Below are 18,774 nucleotides of genomic sequence, written 5' to 3'. Positions count from 1 at the left end.
CAGAATGATTTCGTGCAGCATGGGGACCCTCATACTGTGTATTTTCTAAGTGAAAGAGAGTGAAGAAGATGGGTCGTAAGTGGAACAACATTAAAGAAAAGAAAGCATCAAAGGATGCCAGTACAAGTCGTATTTACGCAAAATTCGGGCGTGAAATCTATGTGGCTGCCAAACAAGGTGAGCCAAACCCAGAATCAAACCAAGCACTTCGTTTTGTCCTAGAACGTGCAAAAACATATAGTGTCCCAAAACACATTGTAGACCGTGCCATTGAAAAAGCAAAAGGCGGTGCGGAAGAGAATTTCGATGAGCTGCGCTACGAAGGATTTGGTCCAAATGGATCAATGGTCATCGTTGATGCCCTCACCAATAACGTGAACCGGACAGCGTCAGATGTTCGAGCAGCATTTGGGAAAAACGGTGGAAACATGGGAGTAAGCGGCTCTGTTGCCTACATGTTTGACCAAACAGCTGTCATCGGTGTCGAAGGAAAAAGTGAAGAAGAAACGCTTGAGCTTTTAATGGAAGCAGACGTTGATGTACGTGACATCATGGAAGAAGATGAAACAGTGATTGTATACGCTGAACCAGATCAATTCCATCAAGTACAAGAAGCATTCAAACAAGCCGGCGTAGAAGAATTTACTGTCGCTGAAATCACAATGCTTCCTCAAAATGAAGTGACATTAGATGATGAATCTAAAGAACAATTCGAGAAACTAATCGATGTATTAGAAGAGCTTGAAGATGTGCAGCAGGTTTATCATAATGTGGATTTAGGGGAATAAAAGGGAATTTTGCCATAACATAAGTTTATTTAAATAAACTTATGTTATGGCTTTTTTATTTAAAACTCATCATATCTTTTGGAAGCAAAACTCTATATTCAAATTAGGAAAAGCGTATCTTAATAGAGTAAAGTTAAATATTATATTATTGTGTAAAATTTAACAAAAAGGTTTGCTGCTCCTTTGTCTAGTTGTATTATAGTGATGACGAGAAATAATACATAATTTAAGTTAGGTGGTTTTATTATTTTTAAAATATGGTGGAGACAATATTTTGGATTTATGATCATACCATTTATTACTATGGGATTTATCTTTAACAACTTCTCTCACTTTACAAAAATTATCTATTTCATTTTCCTTGCTTGGTTATTATTTAATGTGATTGACTTTTATAGAAGTGAGGTAAGAAACATAAAGGACAAAAAGTCATGAAAGGGAGTGCGCCTGACATTCATAACTTTACGACAAATTAAACCCCCTCTTCTATAGTGAAAGAGGGGGTTTACTATGTTAATTCATCCCTTGAAACCCAAACGTCAAGTGATCCTGAACAGGTATCCAAGCGCCGATTCCTTGTGAGGTCACGTTTTTCACGACGAGTTTTCGTTTATTTCCTTTTAGTACAAGGTACACTTCTCCGTATGTGACCTTCCCTTTTTCGTTAATGGCTGGTGCATAGGCATGAAGCGAGGCTGCTTTTTTCGGAGAGACATGGTATGACTGATCTCGTTTTGTTCCTGCACCAATGACTGTGTCAAATGCGAGGGGCAGCTTTGTTTTTTGAATCGCTTTTTGCATCATCAATGTTTTCACATCTTCTGGGTTCGGCACTTTTGCTGTGAGCCCGCCGCTTACTTTGACTTGCTGCTTTTGAACGTATTTTCCAATGGCTGTTTTGTTGCCGCCTCTGTTATCAATGTGATTCGTATTCACTTTTTTGTATTCCCAGTTGGCGACTGTTTCATTTGAATCGTAGCTCAGTGCCCATCTTCCAAGGAAAATGGTCGCACGGTAACCAACAGCCAACGGCGTCCCTGAAATACTGGATTCATTCAGCATTTTGATCAAATGGGTATTCTCAATCGGCACATTCGTTGTTTTAAACAATTCGGCTGTCAGCTCGCTCGGCTGGAGCAATGGCTGATCCTGTGACGCGTTCGGATACGTATTCTCCTTGGAGATACTGGCGACAGACGATGGCACCTTAAATGGCTTTGCCGCCTCCGCTGGAAAGCTGTATAGAAAACTTAAGGATAAGAGAACAACAAACATGATGCGGGGCATCTTTTTCATATCATCACTCTTTCTCATTCATTTTTCCATAGTATTTTCCGCAAAGACGTCCCTTATCCACAAAAGATTATAAAAGGAAAAATCCAATCGCCATAATGAAATAGGCAGCAAGTAATGTAGCGCCTTCAAACCAATTGGTATCTCCGTCATTAGATAAGATGACTGTGAGTAACACAGCGGATGCCATCGCAATAAGCTCTGGTAAGGAAAAAATGAGAGGCATTTGTGTATTGAAAAAAAGCGAGCTGATGACAAGGATTGGTGCCACCATCATCGCAACCTGAAGTGTGGAACCAAAAGCGATTTCCACCGCGACATCCATTTTGTTTTTATACGCCATAATGACAGCAGAGGCATGTTCTGCGGCATTGCCGACGATGGCCACAATAATGACACCGATAAACAGCTCACTCCAGCCAAATTGTTCTCCCACTGTATCAAATGTATGGACGAGACGCTCTGAAATGTATGCAACGGCAATCGTAGCAAGCAGCAAAATCAAAGTGGCAAACTTACCAGACCATTCAGGAATTTCTTCTTCGGTCTCTGCCTCCCCGCCCATGCTCTCCTGCTTGGCAACATAGACACCTCGGTGGCTCACTAATTTGAAATAGAGCGCTGCAACATAAAGCAAAATCATCACAATGCTAATGCCAATGCTTAAAGCAAATTGCTTCTCTTCGGCCATCTCCACCGAAAACACTTCTGGAATGACAAACGCCACAATAATGGCAAACATGAGCAAGCCCGAGTTGTGCCTTGCATCATGGACATTGAACACTTGGCGCTTATATTTTAAACCGCCAACGAAAAAAGACAGTCCCGCCACAAGCAGTAAGTTTCCGATCACTGATCCAGTTAACGACGCAAGAACGATAGCTGTCAGCCCTTGCTTTAATGCAAAAAACGAAATAATTAACTCCACCGCATTTCCAAATGTGGCGTTTAAAAGTCCCCCAATTCTAGGGCCCGCTATGATAGCAAGACTTTCTGTAGATCTTCCCATAAAACTAGCAAGACCAATAATGGCGATACAATATACAGCAAACATGATGACTTGCGGAAAATGAAGAAAACTGCCAATCACCGATAGCGGCACACCAATTGCGACAATCACAAGAAACAAACGATTCATACAGCCATTCTCCTTTACATATGTCTGACTGTTATTCTTTCGTGAGTGCCGGCTTCATATACATTTAGATTCTGTCATGTGAAAAAGTGATTTCAATACTTCCTTTCACGGACTGCACAATCGCGCAATGCTTCAATGCAAGTGTAATGACTTTCTCTAGTTGTTCATCAGATGTACGGACGCCTTCAAATAAAATATGTAAATGAATACGGGAGATTTTGTTTACAGCGCCTGCTCTTGTCGTTTCAGGTGTCAGCGTCAGCCCTTCATAAGATATTCGCTTTTTTCGGCATACATGAATGAGCATTTCTCCAAAACATCCAGCAATAGCTGATGTGAACAATTGAGATGGCCTGTATCCCGTTTCTTCATTTCCTGATATATGCAGTTGCCTTTCATCTATTTCAGTGATCCACCGATCCGTTTCGTATCTCAGTTTCATTCCTTTTCCACCTTTCTATTGAAACCCCTATGGTTCCATTGTACGATGAAAATATGAACTTGTAAGGAGCTTCTTATGTCGAGAATTCACTTTATGATTTTAATTTTACTTGTATCTGTATCTGGTTTTTCGCAGGGAGCATTACTGCCTGTCATTTCGATTATTTTTGAACATGCTGGGACTTCTCCTACGTTAAACGGCCTGCATGCCACAGGCTTATATCTCGGCGTGCTGCTAGCATCTCCCTTCATGGAAGCGCCGCTTCGCCGGTTTGGGTTTAAGCCGTTAATTGTCATTGGAGGCGCCGCTGTCTTTTTAAGCTTGTTCAGCTTTGTGTTTTTTGAATCTTATGTTGTCTGGTTCTTCCTGCGGCTCATGATCGGGATTGGTGATCATATGCTACATTTCTCTACACAGACGTGGGTGACCTATGCGTCGTCATCGAGAAATCGCGGGCGAAATATTTCATTGTATGGGTTATCCTTTGGACTTGGTTTTGCCGCTGGACCTTTTTTAACACCACTCATTGAAATTAACCCATCATTACCTTTCATTGTTTCTGGTGCTGTTAGCTTATGTATTTGGCTACTTGTGTTTGTTTTGAAAAATACATATCCAGATACAGGCGAAGTGCAGACGTCAGAGCAGACAAACAGTTTGAAGCGCTTCAAGAAAGCCTTTCAATTTGGCTGGGTCGCCTTTATGATGCCGTTTTGCTATGGCTTTTTAGAAACGACACTTAATAGCAACTTCCCTGTGTATGCACTTAGAAGCGGGGTGACAGTGGATGCAGTGGCGTTTATTTTACCTGCGTTTGCTATTGGAAGTATTGTCTTTCAGCTTCCTCTCGGGATGCTCAGCGACCGGTTTGGCAGGCGCCGCATCATTTTATGTGTCACTCTCGTTGGATCTTTCTTTTTCCTATTAGCAGGAATTTTCATTCAATCGGTTTTGGCTGTTGCGATTTGTTTCTTTATTGCCGGAATGGCTGTAGGCTCTACCTTCTCACTTGGCATCAGTTATATGACCGACTTATTGCCAAAGCATCTGCTGCCTGCTGGAAATTTGATGTGCGGGATGGCGTTTAGTGCGGGAAGCATTCTCGGGCCTGTTCTCGGTGGAATCTTTGTGCAAACGTTTGAAGGTATGAATTTACTTTACCTTGTCAGTATCGTGATATTATTCGTGTTTTTCTGCGTTCGATTTGGGCGAACGGCGGCAGTTCTGGAAAACTCCAATGAAGCCATTTCTAAATAAAGACTCCCCTGCACCTATGCAGAGGAGTCTTTTTCATTTAGTGATATCCATTTTGCCCGTTCGCACTGCCGCTTGTTTTGTGCTTAGGCTGATGGCCTTTGTTTTGTTTCGTATTGCTTCCGCCTTTTTTCGATTGTTTGGACATATGTGATTTCCCCCATCCATTCAGTTTGAACTTGATCGTTCTTCTTTAGGATGCCCGGAATTCTTTATAGTTTACCTGGTGCAATTTTACGCTTATGTAAAAGCGCATTGAGTTCGCCGCCAAGGATAATCATGATGCCGGTTAAATAAAACCAGATCATTAAAATGATGATTCCCCCAATGCTTCCGTACATCGCACTGTAGTTGGCAAACTCGCCTACGTAAAATGAGAACAGCATGCTGACCAAAATCCAACCAATCGATGCAAAAATGGCACCTGGCAGAACAAATTTTAATTTCAGCCTCATGTTTGGAGCAAAATAGTACAAGGATGTAAAAACAATCAATAAAATCAGCGGGCTAATGATCCATCTCATCGCAGTCCATATAGTGAGAAAGGCATCTGACTGCCCAACTAATTTAGCGACAAATAAACCAAGTTCTTTGCCAAAGACAGGCAGCATTAGGGCAAAGATAATGGTCAAAACCATCGCAATCGTTAAAATGATCGATGTTAAACGTACGAGAATGAAGGAACGATTCTCCTCAACTTCGTAAGCATGGTTAAATGCTCTGACGACGGCGTTTATGCCGTTAGATGCAGACCAAAGCGCGGCAATAATCCCGAACGACAATAACCCGCCGTTCCGATTATTCAGCGTCTGTTCGGCGATGGATTCAATCATCGAAAGCGCTCCTTCTGGGGCATAACCAGAAATGACGCTCAGGACATCCTTTGACGTCAGCGGCAAATACCCAACGAGTGTCAGGACGAAGATGAGAAACGGAAATAATGAAAGCAGAAAGAAATAGGCAAGCTCAGCAGATTTTGCCGGTCCTTCATGCAGCAAAAAGCGTTCAATTAACGCTTTAATAAAACCCATACGCCTCATCTCCAATGATCAATCTGTCTGTTTCGATTGAAAGTGATCCTTTGTTTCTTCGATAATTTCTAATACCCTTGGGGTTGTTTCCTTTAACTGATTGACCTGTTCATTTAAAAATGACAAATCATCTGAGACTGTTCGCATCATCTGCTTCGTTTCCTCCATCTTTTCTTTCAAGCAAGCTGATATCCTGCCTGGCTCCTCACGGTACTCATCCAGCTTTTGCTGGCAATCATTCCATTTGTCTTTGAGTGCAATTCTTGTTGGCCGATGAAATAAAGTCAGCAATGCGCCGCAAGCTGCACCTATGACAGCTCCTCGGAGCACAATTTGATTTTTTTCTTCCATCTCGTCTGATCTCCTTTCAGTTAAAGGTCGTTCTCTTTCTTTACATACGTCAAAAAACGGTCAATTCCTGTTTCAATTAATTCATGGACTTCCTCAAAGTTCCCAGTGTAATAAGGATCTGGCACATCATCTCGATCGTCGTCTTCTACAAAATCAAGAAGACGGCCAATAAAGTGATGTTTCCCATAGCCGGCTATACTGCGAAGGGCCCCTACATTTTCAGCATCCATCGCAATGATATAGTCGTATGTTGTGATGTCTTCATCCATGATTTGTCTTGCGGACATTCCTTCATAACTGATGCCTTTTTCATCAAGCAACTTTCGCGTTCCTTCATGCGGAGGACTGCCTTGATGCCAGCCGCCAATACCTGCTGAATCAATCACAAAGTGCTCACTGAGCCCTTCATCTTCTACTTTTTTTCTAAACATGGCCTCTGCCATCGGTGACCGACAAATATTGCCAAGACACACAAATAACACATGAATCATCCTTCATTCTCCTCCTATCTTTTCCCTAAGAGTTCTTTTCGAAAACCTTTTCTCTATCATATCAAGCCCTTTTTCTTTTGAAAACTTTGCAAGAAAAACTCTCATCGGCATTGACACATTATACAAAAAAAGGAGACACTTTAGGAGAATTGCACAAATAAAGGGGGATACATATGGGATGGGTTGAACAGATTGTCAGCAATGTTAATGACGTATTATGGGGACCACCGCTCTTGCTTTTGATCGTGGGAACAGGGATTTACCTTACCTTTCGTGTGCTTTTTATTCAGATTAGGCTGCTTCCCTATTCACTCAAGCTTGCATTTTCAAAGCAAGACAAGACATCAGAAGGTGATATTTCTCACTTCCAAGCATTAATGACAGCTCTTGCTGCAACGGTTGGAACGGGAAATATTGTAGGGGTCGCCTCTGCTGTCATTGCCGGCGGACCAGGCGCCGTGTTTTGGATGTGGTTTGCTGCATTCTTTGGAATGGCGACAAAATATGCTGAAGCTGTTCTTGCCGTGAAATATCGTGTCAAAAATGAAAAAGGCGAAATGTCTGGCGGGCCAATGTATTATTTGGAGCATGGCTTGAAGCAAAAATGGCTTGGGGTGCTGTTTGCTATTTTTGGCGCAACAGCTGCCTTTGGGATTGGGAATCTCGTACAGTCAAATTCGATTTCTGGTGTGATGAATTCAACCTTTCAAGTCCCTACATGGGTCACAGGCATCATCATTACAACCTTTACTGCCCTTGTGATTTTAGGCGGGATTAAAAGCATTGGCAGAGTAACGTCCATTTTTGTACCTGTCATGGCTTTATTCTACGTCATTTGCGGGCTGATCATTCTTGTTATGAATGCAGATCTTGTTCCAGGTGCAGTCGGGCTCATTTTTTCAGACGCCTTTACTGGTCAAGCAGTTGCAGGCGGTGCTATCGGTACCGTGATTCGCTGGGGTGTGGCAAGAGGGGTCTTTTCCAATGAAGCAGGTCTCGGGTCTGCTCCAATCGCTGCAGCTGCAGCAAAAACGGATATGCCTGCTCGTCAAGCGCTTGTGTCGATGACGCAAGTATTCATTGATACGATGATTGTTTGCTCCATCACAGGTATTACAATCGTTATGGCAAATATGTACGTCACAGAAAAAAGTGATGCACTCACCTCGTTATCCTTTGCTCATTTCCTCGGTCCAATTGGTTCAACCATTGTGGCCATCGGCTTACTTTTATTCGCTTATTCCACCATCATTGGCTGGTCATATTATGGCGAGAAATGCTTTACTTATTTAGCGAAAGACTCTTATGTGATGTATTATCGTGTTGTGTTTGTCATCGCTGTCTTTTTCGGAGCCATCTTCAAAAATGACTTCGTCTGGGGTGTGGCAGATATGCTCAATGGACTGATGGCGATTCCAAACTTAATCGGGCTCATCGGTTTATCAGGGGTTGTCGTATTTGAATCCAAACGAATCATTGATAAGATAAAGCAGGAGAAAAAAGAGAAAAACATCTCTGTGTCATCTTAATAGCTCTTTTATTCTTTTGCATTTCTGTTAAAATAGACATATTATTCGACACATATGCAGGAAAGGACGTGCCGCCCTTGTCAGAGCAAAAAGCGGCTGAAGTCAATCAGCTGATTGAAGACATTTCGCAAAAGTTAAATATGCTGAACATTGGAGTCATCAAAGCCGAGGACTTCAGTCCAGACAAGTACGAAGATATTGAATTTCTTCACCAAATGGTGATGAAAAAATCTTCATTCAGCCCAAGTGAAATGCAAGCCATCGCAAGCGAGCTAAAAAACTTAAGAAAATAATGATGAAAAAGGAAACCTAGTTTCCCTACATCATGCACACAAAAAGCCAGCAACCCTGAAAGGTGCTGGCTTTTTTATATCCTTTTACAACTGCGATTTATTTTTCAAGCAGTTTTAATGATTCACGGTTAAAGGCTGGAATGTCATCAGGTGTACGGCTTGTCACAAGCTGATCCTGACAAACGACGACTTCTTCGTCTTTAAATGTAGCGCCTGCGTTTTCCATATCGACTTTGATGGATGTATAGCCAGTCGCGCCTCTTCCTTCAAGCGTTTTTGCTGTAATAAGCAATTGCGGACCATGACAGATCGCAAATACTGGTTTTTTCTCATCCATAAATGCTTTAGTGAATTGGACGTAACGATCATCTGCACGCAGAATATCTGGTGAGAAACCGCCAGGAATGAGAAGTGCATCGAAGTCTTCAGGCTTCACGTTGTCAATAGACGCATCCACTCTCACTTCTGCCTCTCCTTGCTTCCCTTTCACTGTTTTACCTTTTTCATTTTCAATGACTGTGATCTCATGACCTGCATCTTTAAAGGCTTTTGCAGGCTCGGTGAATTCAACATCCTCAAAGTAATCTGTTAATACAACTGCAATTTTCTTACCCATGTAGAAACCCTCCTGCTTGATTATCGTTTACACTACACACTATACCCCGGCATATTGAAATCAAACATCCTATCCCTATCAGAAAACCCCTTATGATAAAAATAAGCAATTAGACTCATTCACATTCCCTTAACAAGGTAATTCGTATGATTTATGTTATCTTTACAATAAACTTCAAAAAATAACTACAAAAGTTAACGAAACATTTCTACAATAGGTATTGTGGTCAAAAAAATTAGAAAGGCGGAGATCAGGTGAAGAAGCAAGCACATAGGTCTAAACGAAGAAAAAACCTGTCTATTCTGCTCACTTCCATTATGATGATTAGTCTCATTCTCCCAGCAGTACCTATTCATGCAGAAACAGAAAGCGGCAAAGCCGTAAAGGTCAGCATCTTAGCCACAACCGATGTTCATGCGAACATGATGAATTATGATTATTACAGCGACAAAGAAACAAATGAATTTGGTTTGGCAAAAACAGCCGAGCTAATTGACAAGCACCGATCACAAAACCCAAATACACTCCTTGTTGATAACGGAGATTTGATTCAAGGAACCCCTCTTGGAGAATATGTTTACAAACAAGAGAAAGACAGCATCATCAATCAAACAAAGGTTCACCCTATTATTCATACACTCAACAAACTTAAATACGATGCAGGAACACTTGGTAATCATGAATTTAACTACGGATTATCCTTTCTTGACGGTACCATTGCGGGCGCCAACTTCCCGATTGTCAATGCGAACGTCAAAAAGCTAAATGGAGAACACCGTTTTACACCTTATGTGATCCAAGATAAAACCTTTAAAGATGCAAACGGAGCCTCACAAACTGTGAAAGTTGGTTACATAGGATTCGTTCCACCTCAAATTATGACGTGGGATAAGAAGCATTTAGATGGACAAGTCCAAGTGCAGGACATCGTCGAATCTGCCAATGAAACCATTCCTGAAATGAAAGAGAAAGGCGCAGATGTCATTATCGCTCTTGCTCATACAGGAATTGAAAAAACAGCTTCACCTAAAGGATCAGAGAATATGATCTTTGACCTTGCCACGAAAACAAAAGGTATCGATGCCATTGTATCAGGCCACCAGCATGGCACATTCCCAAGCGCTGAATATAATGGCGTCGACAAATTCAATGTCTCAAAAGGAACCATCAACGGCATCCCAGTCGTCATGTCAAAAAACTGGGGTAGCTACCTCGGGGTCATTGATTTAACACTAGAGCCTGACGGAAGCAACTGGAAGGTCACAGACGGGACAGGCAAGATCGAATCTGTTGCCGGAGTATCATCTCAAAACCGTACCGTAAAAGACGCCATTCAAACAACGCATCAAAACACACTTGATTACGTGAGAAAGCCTGTTGGCAAAACAGAAGCAGACATTAATAGCTTTTTCGCTCAAGTGATGGACGACCCTTCGATTCAAATTGTGACAGATGCCCAAAAATGGTATGCACAAGAAAAAATGAAGGACACATCGTATCAAAATTTACCGATTTTATCTGCAGGTGCTCCGTTTAAAGCCGGCGGTCGAAACGGTGTAAACTATTATACAAATATCGCAAAAGGAGATTTAGCGATTAAGAACATCGGCGATCTCTACCTTTACGATAACACTGTGCAGATTGTGAAACTGAAAGGCAGTGAAGTGAAAGACTGGTTAGAAATGTCTGCTGGCCAGTTTAATCAGATCAAACCGAACGATGCAAAAGAACAGCCGATTTTAAACGAGGAATACCGCTCGTATAACTTTGATGTGATTGATGGCGTGACATATCAAGTCGATGTGACGCAGCCTGCTAAATACAGCACAACAGGCACACTTGTCAACGCCAATGCCAACCGCATCAAAAAACTGTCTTACAACGGGAAACCCGTCACTGACAATCAAGAATTTTTAGTCGTAACAAATAACTATCGTGCTTCTGGCGGCGGAGGCTTCCCTCATCTGACGCAAGACAAAGTAGTGCTAGCCTCAGCAGATGAGAACCGCCAAGTACTGATGGATTATATTATTGAACAAAAAACGATCAACCCAAGTGCAGATCAAAACTGGTCGATTGCACCGATCAAAGGCGCAACCGTCACTTTTGAATCTTCTCTTTTAGCCAAGCCGTTTGCTGAGAAATCAAGCAGCTTAGACTTTCTTCGTAACGCAAGCACAGATGGTCTTGGTGTGTACAAGCTAGCCTTTAAAGACGATGGCACAACAGAACCGCCTGCATCAGACAACTGGAATTTAACAGTGATGCATACGAACGATACACACGCACACCTTGATGATGCGGCAAGACGCGCAACAAAGATCAAAGAAGTCCGTGCTGAAAATAAGAACAATATTCTATTAGACGCTGGAGATGTCTTCTCTGGTGACCTGTACTTCACAAAGTGGCAAGGACTTGCCGATCTGAAATTGATGAACTTAATGAAATACGATGCCATGACGTTTGGTAATCATGAATTTGACAAAGGTCCTTCAGTACTCCGTCAATTCCTGACAGGTGATGCATCAGATGTCGATCCGAAAAATCGTCATCAATTTGAAAAGCCTCGATTCCCGGTCGTGTCATCAAACGTGGATGTCTCGAAGGAAAAACAATTGAGTGACTTAGTGAAAAAACCAGCCTTATTTAAAGCTGGTGAGAAAAAAGAAGCCGGAATTTACCCTTACATCCTGCTCGATGTAAACGGTGAAAAGGTGGCCGTATTCGGTTTAACGACTGAAGACACAGCCATTACATCCAGCAGCGGTCCTAACATTCAATTTAAAGATGCGTACAAAAAAGCAAAAGAAACAGTCAACACCATTCAAACAGAAGAAAAAATCAATAAAATCATAGCGTTAACACACATTGGCTACAACCGTGACCTTGAGCTTGCTCAAAAAGTCGATGGGATTGATTTAATCATTGGCGGTCACACACACACCCTTGTTGAAAAATTAAAGGTCATTAATAAAAAAGAACCTACGATTGTCGCTCAGGTGAAAGACTACGGACAATTTTTAGGAAAAGTAGACGTGGCCTTTGACAAAAAAGGTGTCGTCCAGCCAAAAGAATCCTCTTTTGACCTGATCCCGATCGATGACTCTGTCAAAGAAGATGCGGAGGCAAAAGCGATTCTTGATGAGTACAAAGCAGATATTCAAGATTTAAAGACAGAAAAAGTCGGACATACAGATGTCCTTTTAGACGGTCAACGTGAGCACGTCCGTGCGAAGGAAACGAATCTTGGGAACTTCATTGCCGATGGCATGCTGCAGAAAGCGCAAGAATCTGCTGGAGCTGATCTTGCCATCACAAACGGCGGCGGTATTCGTGGAAGCATCGAAAAAGGTGATATCACTTTAGGTGATATTTTAACGGTGATGCCTTTCGGAAATACACTTTATGTCGCAGATTTAAAAGGCAGTCAAATTAAGAAAGCACTCGAACAGGGGCTGTCAGGCATTGAGGAAGGCGGAGGCGCTTTCCCTCATGTAGCTGGCATTGAATATACATTTACGCTCAGTAAACCAGCTGGCAGCAGACTAATTGATGTGAAACTGAAAGACCAAAAAGGTCAACTGACAGACATTGATGATGAGAAAACATACCGCGTAGCCACAAACGCATTTGTCGGCACAGGCGGCGACGGCTACAGCGTCTTTACAGAAGCCTCTCACGGCGAAGATTTAGGGTATGTCGACTATGAAATCTTCAAAGAGCAAATCGAAAAGGCAGACGGGAAGATTTCGCCTGTCATCGATCACAGAGTGAAAGAAGTGTTCCTTCCTCGCACGAAAGGAAAAGGCGCTTATGACATTCAAGATGATGAGAAATTCCAAACGTATGTGCAGCATACAAACAAAGCATTGCTCTATTTAGACAAAGCAAGCAAGGCGAAGAACGTTCAATTGTCTCTATCAAAAGCGCAAGTAGCCGAGCTGAAGAAAAGAAAGCAAGATCCAAACGTCACCATCTATCATGACAAAGTGGGACTCGCATTGCCGCTCTCCAATTTGTCCGAGAAAAACGCAGATATATGGATGACAAAGACGGATAAAGTGAAAAACGCATTAACGGATACGTATGATTTCCAAATCAAACAAGATCAGAAAAAGGTTTCTACCTTTAAAGATCCTGTTACACTAACCTTTACATTAGATGAGCCTCAAAAAGCGAAGAAACCTAGTGTATATTATGTAGACCGCAAGAAAAATCGTTACGCCAAAACAAGTAACGGATCGTTCCAAAACGGAGTCGTATCAGGTCAAACTGAGCACTTCAGCGAATACACCGTCCTCAACCAAAGCGGGGCAGCTGGCACAACCCCAGATCAAACTGGCGGAGACGGTGGAACAACAGCACCAGGCGGAGGCACAGGTACAGATCCAAACCAAGATGGAACCGGGCTCCCAGGCGGCACACTACCGAATACAGCCACAATGATGTATACAGCTGTACTAATCGGCGCGCTCATGCTCACTGCTGGCGGTATTCTATATTACTACCAGCGCAAGCGTACAAGAAAAAATGTATCATCCTAAAGGAAAAGGACAGAGCCTATGCTCTGTCCTCTTTTCTTGTCATAAGATATCAGTCTTGAGATAAATATATCCAATTGCGATCGTCGAATTCTTTCACCTCATCTGCCCCTATACGACGAAGCATTCTATTAAAGAACATGATGTCATTTTCATCATCGACATCATATAAATCCTTTAAAACATAATCTCTCGTAATAAAATTCGTTAAGTTCGTATGATTTACAAAGTCAGCAAAAAAACTTTTTACCATCGTTAAATCTGCTTTACTTAATGTTTCATCATTGATGATGGAGATATGAAACACATTCAATATTGCTTGTATATCTTCTTCACCCATATCACATAATGGCTCTAGCTTTCTGTCTTCTTCCGTAAACGGTTTCCGCGTATCTTCAATGATCACATAACATAAAATTTGATGATCTTTCATCACACTGAATATTTCTAAATCCCTAAATTTTAATTGTCTACTTAATCTCATCATCTTCCCTCCTGAAAATGTGATCTATTTGTCCTCTCCTTTTCCCAAAACCTGAAAAGGACAGAGCCTATGCTCTGTCCACTTTTTCTCTTCTTGCAAAATCGACGAATCTGAAGCGGTCTAATCGGTGACGGCTTTCTGTGTATTGAAATAAACTTGTATCCTCTAAGAACACGTAATTCTTCACGACGACGACATGGTCAAACCCGTTCAAATCAAGATACTTGGCGTCCTCTTCTGTACATGGCTCTACCACAAATTCCTTTTGGGCATAGCTGATTGATACACCGAGCTCTCCTTCGATATACTCGTAGATGGACCCTTCGCATATGTCTTTTGTCAAGATCGACACATGCTTTTGCAAAAAGTAATCCTTGTCTAAAATCACTTCTTCTCCGCTAATATTACGAGACCGAATGACTTCCCAGACATCCTCCTGCCCACTTATTTTCAGCTGAGACTGAATATACTGATCCGGTTTGATTAAACCAAATTCGTGAACCGTCGTAACAGTCTCCCGGCCAAGTGTTTGGGAAAGTTCTTTAAAGCTGACAAGACCCGAGACTGGGAATTGCATTTTTTCTCGATTCAGCAAGACAGAGCCTTTCCCGCGGATTTTTTGGATATAGCCATTTTGCACAAGGATATTTAATGCCTTTCTTACCGTCTCACGGGATGTATCGTACATCAAGGACAGCTCATGCTCTGATGGCAGAATGCCTTTATCCTGCCATTCACCTTGTTCAATTCGTTTTGCGAGCTGATCATAAATCACTCGAAACTTATTCTCTTTCATTTTCCCTCCGCCCCATTTTCTAGCGTTTGGTTAAATGATAAACGATTGACTCATATGGACGCAACGTAAATCCCTTCATATCTGCCGGTGCATCCTCATAATTGGATAACAGCACTTGCTCCTCCATCTCATCTACAGCCTGTACAAGCTCATCAGGAAGCGTAAAGTCCGTCTCTCCTGCGTAAAAGTGATTGATCACAAGAAGCTTCTCCTCACCGCTTTCTCTCACATAAGCAAAAACCTTCGGGTCATCTGCTAATAGTAAGGTGAAGCTTCCATATGTGATCACGTCAAGTTCTTTACGCAGCCTACAAAGAGCTTGATAGTGGTAGAAAATAGACGTCTTGTCTTTTAATGAAGCTTCGACCGAAATGTCGTTATTGGCTGGCTCAATCCATGGTGTTCCTTTTGAGAAACCTGCGTTCTTTTCTGATGTCCACTGCATCGGTGTTCTCGCATTATCTCTGGACTTGACCTGTAAAATGGCAAGTGCTTCATCCTTCGATTTCCCTTTTTGAAGCATGGCTTCATACATATTGAGTGATTCGATATCGCGGTAAGACGAGATGTCCTCAAATTGAGGATTTTTCATGCCTATCTCTTCACCTTGATAAATATATGGCGTCCCTTGCATGAGATGAATGGTGGTCGCCAGCATCTTCGCTGATTGCTGATGGTACGTTTCGTCATCACCGTATCTTGAGACGATACGCGGCTGATCATGATTGCACCAGAAGAGCGCATTCCAGCCGCCGCCTTCATGCATTTTCGTCTGCCATTCAGACAAAATCGACTTCAATTCATGAAAATCAAATGGTGCGAGAGCCCATTTTTCTCCGTTTGGATAATCGACCTTTAAATGATGGAAATTAAACGTCATATCCAGCTCCTGCCGATCCGGTCTTGTATACCGAATGCAGTCTGCGATATTCGTTGAAGACATTTCTCCGACGGTCATGCTGTCATATTTCGAAAAAACCTCTTGGTTCATTTCGTGCAGAAACTCATGAATTCTTGGACCATCCGTATAATACATCCGGCCGTCTCCTTGTACAGATTGTCCGGCATCATCTAAGAAGCGTTGATCTTTTGAGATGTTGTTGATGACATCCAGTCTGAATCCATCAATTCCTTTTTCAAACCAAAAGTGCATGATGTCATATACTTGCTTGCGCACCTCATCCTTTTCCCAATTGAGATCCGCTTGGGTGACATCGTATAAATGAAGATAATACTCTCCTGTTACTTCATCTAGCTCCCATGCTGGACCGCCAAATTTTGACTGCCAATCATTTGGCGGGGAGCCGTCCGCCTTGGGCTCCTTCCAAATATAATAATCTCGATAAGGGTTATTTATTGACTCGCGTGATGCTTGAAACCACTTATGGAAAATGGATGTATGATTGACGGCTAAATCCATGATGACTCGTATACCTCGATCATGGGCTTCTTTCAGCATGTGTTCAAAATCCGCCATTGTACCGTACATGTCATGGATTTTTGTATAATCACTAATATCATAGCCGTTGTCATGCTGCGGGGACTCATACATTGGCGTGAGCCAAATACAATCCGCCCCTAACTCTTTAATATAATCGAGCTTTTTTGTCACACCATTGATATCGCCTGTACCTGAGCCCGTTGTATCTAAAAAGCTCTTCGGATAAATTTGATAGACCACCGCTTTTTTCCACCACGGTTCGTTCGTTTGTTGTTTCAATTTCATCCACCACCACTAGTTAAGTTCTTGTGATACATCTTTCTTCTTTTTCAGCTTTGCATACAAAAGGGTTCCGATGAATGGGACGATGAGGACAATGACCATCCCTATCGCAAATGCGCCCCAATATTTTGGGATAATAGAGAAGATTCCCGGAATGCCTCCAACACCAACTGAGCTTGCTAGCACCCCTTGAGAGGCAATAAACATACCGGCTAAACCAGAGCTAATGAGTGCGAAAATAAATGGGAATCGGTAGCGCAAGTTGACGCCAAACATCGCTGGCTCTGTAATTCCTAAGTAAGCAGAAATACTTGATGTGAGCGAGAGACCCTTTTGCTTTTCATCTTTCAAAACAAACATCATCGCAAGTGCGGCTGATCCTTGTGCAATATTAGACAGTGCGAGCATTGGCCATAAAAACGTGCCATGCAGTTTTGAATTAATCAATTGAATATCAACAGCGAGGAACGTATGATGCATTCCAGTAATGACTAACGCTGCATACAAACCGCCGTATAATAGACCGCCAAGTGCTGCGAACTGCTGGAATACAGCAACAAGTCCAGATGTTAACACGTTGCCGATTGCAAATGTGATAGGTCCAATGACAATAAAGGATAAAAAGCCAATGACTAATAACGTAATCGGAGCAACCACTAACAGTTGAATGCTTTCAGGTGTCCGTTTTGTGATAAACAATTCGAGCTTCGCTAGTAAATACGAGGCGACGAGTATTGGAAGAACCTGTCCTTGATACCCTACCTTTTGCACTTCAAGTCCAAACAAGTTCCAGACTGGGATCTCACCGGACTTTTCTGCCGCTCCATAGCCCCACGCATTTAATAAGTCTGGGTGTACGAGCATCAGCCCAAGGACCATCCCTAAGAGCGGATTTCCCCCAAACCGCTTCACGGCTGACCAGCCGATTAATGCAGGCAGGAATGTGAAGGCAGTGCCTGCAATCAAGTTGATCATATTCGCTAAATCAGCCCATGCCGGATACACATCAACAATCGATTTTTGATCAAAGAAAATATCAGGAGCTGTTAAAATATTATTAATCCCCATTAATAAACCGGCAGTAACAATGGCAGGAAGAATCGGAATAAAAATATCCGCAAGCGTTTTCACAGCACGCTGCAATGGATTTAATTTTTGATCAGAAGCACGCTTCACGTCCTCTTTTGTGGCTTCACCAATCCCTGTCTGTTTCACCATTTCGGCATATACCCGATTGACGACCCCTTGGCCGATCACCACTTGGTATTGACCATTTGCTGAGAAAGATCCCTTCACTTCTTCTATTTGTTCAAGTGCTTTCTCATCAACCTTTCCTTCATCCTTCAGCACAAAGCGCAGCCTTGTCACACAATGTGTCGCTTGATCTATATTTTCTTTGCCGCCGATGGCTTTCACAATCTGATCTGCTGCTGCCTGGTAATCAGCCATGCTATCCCCTCCGAGATCGTTTTTTATAAGAAAAAAGAACCAAAAAACTTGTATATACATGTTTGATTCTTATTTTATATTTGTATATACATGTAGTCAACAACAAAATGTAGCGCTTTCATAAAAAAAGCCCCCTCAATGTGCTCAGGTGAGGCAGCGTGTCATCATCTTTTTTTATGCTCCGTTAATTTTTTGTAGACCCTGTTTTTATAAAAGGAGGAGGCTGGACGAGCAAAAGTTTGGCGCTTAGATGTGAGTTCGTCCAATCGTTTTTGTTTTTCTTCACATATGAGAGAAAGCTTTTTTCTTTCCTCTCCGTCTATACTGGAGTGAAGCAGTTCTTTGACGGTCATGAGTTCTTTTTTCAGTGCTGTTTCTTCCCCGGCAAATCCAGCATTTTTCATCATCCGGTAGCCCATTCTTAGTTCTTCAGGTACATGAGCAGCGTCATCTTTAGGCAGAGGTTTGCCAAAGCCAGATAATCCATCAAAAGCCCCGTTATCCATCGCTTTTTTGATCCGTTCTTCTGATAATCTCTGCGCAAAATCCATGACG

Annotated in this window: 17 protein-coding genes; 5 read left to right on the top strand and 12 right to left on the bottom strand. The window is 42.2% G+C overall.

Annotated elements, in window-relative coordinates:
* Nucleotides 1-68 precede the first annotated feature (68 nt).
* Complete coding sequence (locus MHI35_RS03760) at nt 69-788, top strand: YebC/PmpR family DNA-binding transcriptional regulator (protein ID WP_012009270.1); 720 nt, start codon at nt 69-71, stop codon at nt 786-788.
* 513 nt (nt 789-1,301) lie between these two features.
* On the opposite strand, the gene MHI35_RS03755 is transcribed toward MHI35_RS03760, so the two are convergent.
* The 3 genes from MHI35_RS03755 to MHI35_RS03745 form a co-directional block, all read right to left on the bottom strand.
* A complete protein-coding gene (locus MHI35_RS03755) occupies nt 1,302-2,084 on the bottom strand; it encodes a YfkD famly protein (RefSeq protein ID WP_050944786.1) in 783 nt (260 codons plus the stop codon).
* A gap of 67 nt (nt 2,085-2,151) precedes the next feature.
* Nucleotides 2,152-3,219 carry a calcium/proton exchanger gene (cax, locus tag MHI35_RS03750; protein ID WP_211063709.1) on the bottom strand — a complete coding sequence of 356 codons (1,068 nt, stop codon included), beginning with the start codon at nt 3,217-3,219 and terminating at the stop codon, nt 2,152-2,154.
* Between the two features lie 64 nt (nt 3,220-3,283).
* Complete coding sequence (locus MHI35_RS03745; RefSeq protein WP_335349191.1) at nt 3,284-3,661, bottom strand: OsmC family protein; 378 nt, start codon at nt 3,659-3,661, stop codon at nt 3,284-3,286.
* A 75-nt stretch (nt 3,662-3,736) separates the two neighbouring features.
* Between MHI35_RS03745 and MHI35_RS03740 the strand changes: the two genes are divergently transcribed.
* On the top strand, nt 3,737-4,918 hold the full coding sequence (locus MHI35_RS03740; RefSeq protein ID WP_012009266.1) for an MFS transporter: 1,182 nt from the start codon (nt 3,737-3,739) through the stop codon (nt 4,916-4,918).
* A 209-nt stretch (nt 4,919-5,127) separates the two neighbouring features.
* Here the strand turns inward: MHI35_RS03740 and MHI35_RS03735 are convergent, their stop codons facing one another.
* Genes MHI35_RS03735 through MHI35_RS03725 form a run of 3 tightly spaced genes read right to left on the bottom strand, consistent with a single transcriptional unit; the run spans nt 5,128 to nt 6,788 of the window.
* Entirely contained in the window at nt 5,128-5,946 is an 819-nt protein-coding gene (locus MHI35_RS03735; RefSeq protein ID WP_012009265.1) for a YihY/virulence factor BrkB family protein, read from the bottom strand.
* A gap of 18 nt (nt 5,947-5,964) precedes the next feature.
* On the bottom strand, nt 5,965-6,297 hold the full coding sequence (locus MHI35_RS03730) for a YtxH domain-containing protein (protein WP_144522598.1): 333 nt from the start codon (nt 6,295-6,297) through the stop codon (nt 5,965-5,967).
* Nucleotides 6,298-6,317: 20 nt separating this feature from the next.
* A complete protein-coding gene (locus tag MHI35_RS03725) occupies nt 6,318-6,788 on the bottom strand; it encodes a low molecular weight protein-tyrosine-phosphatase (RefSeq protein WP_012009263.1) in 471 nt (156 codons plus the stop codon).
* Between the two features lie 173 nt (nt 6,789-6,961).
* On the opposite strand from MHI35_RS03725, the gene MHI35_RS03720 reads away from it, so the two are divergent.
* Together MHI35_RS03720 and MHI35_RS03715 are read left to right on the top strand one after the other, a co-directional pair.
* Nucleotides 6,962-8,317, top strand: coding sequence for an alanine/glycine:cation symporter family protein (locus MHI35_RS03720; protein ID WP_144522600.1), 1,356 nt, complete (start codon nt 6,962-6,964; stop codon nt 8,315-8,317).
* Between the two features lie 77 nt (nt 8,318-8,394).
* A complete protein-coding gene (locus MHI35_RS03715) occupies nt 8,395-8,610 on the top strand; it encodes a DUF1128 domain-containing protein (RefSeq protein WP_003214000.1) in 216 nt (71 codons plus the stop codon).
* Between the two features lie 97 nt (nt 8,611-8,707).
* Here the strand turns inward: MHI35_RS03715 and MHI35_RS03710 are convergent, their stop codons facing one another.
* The gene (locus MHI35_RS03710) at nt 8,708-9,226 is read right to left on the bottom strand and encodes a type 1 glutamine amidotransferase domain-containing protein (RefSeq protein WP_012009261.1); all 519 of its coding nucleotides are present in this window, start codon (nt 9,224-9,226) and stop codon (nt 8,708-8,710) included.
* Nucleotides 9,227-9,480: 254 nt separating this feature from the next.
* Here MHI35_RS03710 and MHI35_RS03705 point away from each other — a divergent pair, with 254 nt between their 5' ends.
* Complete coding sequence (locus MHI35_RS03705) at nt 9,481-13,770, top strand: multifunctional 2',3'-cyclic-nucleotide 2'-phosphodiesterase/3'-nucleotidase/5'-nucleotidase (protein WP_211063711.1); 4,290 nt, start codon at nt 9,481-9,483, stop codon at nt 13,768-13,770.
* A gap of 49 nt (nt 13,771-13,819) precedes the next feature.
* On the opposite strand, the gene MHI35_RS03700 is transcribed toward MHI35_RS03705, so the two are convergent.
* The 5 genes from MHI35_RS03700 to MHI35_RS03680 all read right to left on the bottom strand — a co-directional run bounded on the left by MHI35_RS03700 (nt 13,820) and on the right by MHI35_RS03680 (nt 18,770).
* The gene (locus MHI35_RS03700) at nt 13,820-14,254 is read right to left on the bottom strand and encodes a terpene synthase (RefSeq protein ID WP_144523611.1); all 435 of its coding nucleotides are present in this window, start codon (nt 14,252-14,254) and stop codon (nt 13,820-13,822) included.
* Between the two features lie 64 nt (nt 14,255-14,318).
* Entirely contained in the window at nt 14,319-15,047 is a 729-nt protein-coding gene (gene treR, locus MHI35_RS03695) for a trehalose operon repressor (RefSeq protein WP_144523610.1), read from the bottom strand.
* Between the two features lie 19 nt (nt 15,048-15,066).
* Nucleotides 15,067-16,773, bottom strand: coding sequence for an alpha,alpha-phosphotrehalase (gene treC / locus MHI35_RS03690; RefSeq protein WP_211063712.1), 1,707 nt, complete (start codon nt 16,771-16,773; stop codon nt 15,067-15,069).
* Between the two features lie 9 nt (nt 16,774-16,782).
* The gene (gene treP, locus MHI35_RS03685; RefSeq protein WP_003213824.1) at nt 16,783-18,219 is read right to left on the bottom strand and encodes a PTS system trehalose-specific EIIBC component; all 1,437 of its coding nucleotides are present in this window, start codon (nt 18,217-18,219) and stop codon (nt 16,783-16,785) included.
* A 164-nt stretch (nt 18,220-18,383) separates the two neighbouring features.
* Nucleotides 18,384-18,770 carry a DnaJ family domain-containing protein gene (locus tag MHI35_RS03680; protein WP_211063713.1) on the bottom strand — a complete coding sequence of 129 codons (387 nt, stop codon included), beginning with the start codon at nt 18,768-18,770 and terminating at the stop codon, nt 18,384-18,386.
* Between the last annotated feature and the right edge of the window lie 4 nt (nt 18,771-18,774).

Source organism: Bacillus sp. FSL K6-3459 (genome assembly GCF_038003305.1).
GTDB classification, from domain to species: domain Bacteria; phylum Bacillota; class Bacilli; order Bacillales; family Bacillaceae; genus Bacillus; species Bacillus pumilus_O.
The sequence above is the reverse complement of the archived record's forward strand: the minus strand, read 5'-3'. Positions and strand labels throughout refer to the sequence as shown.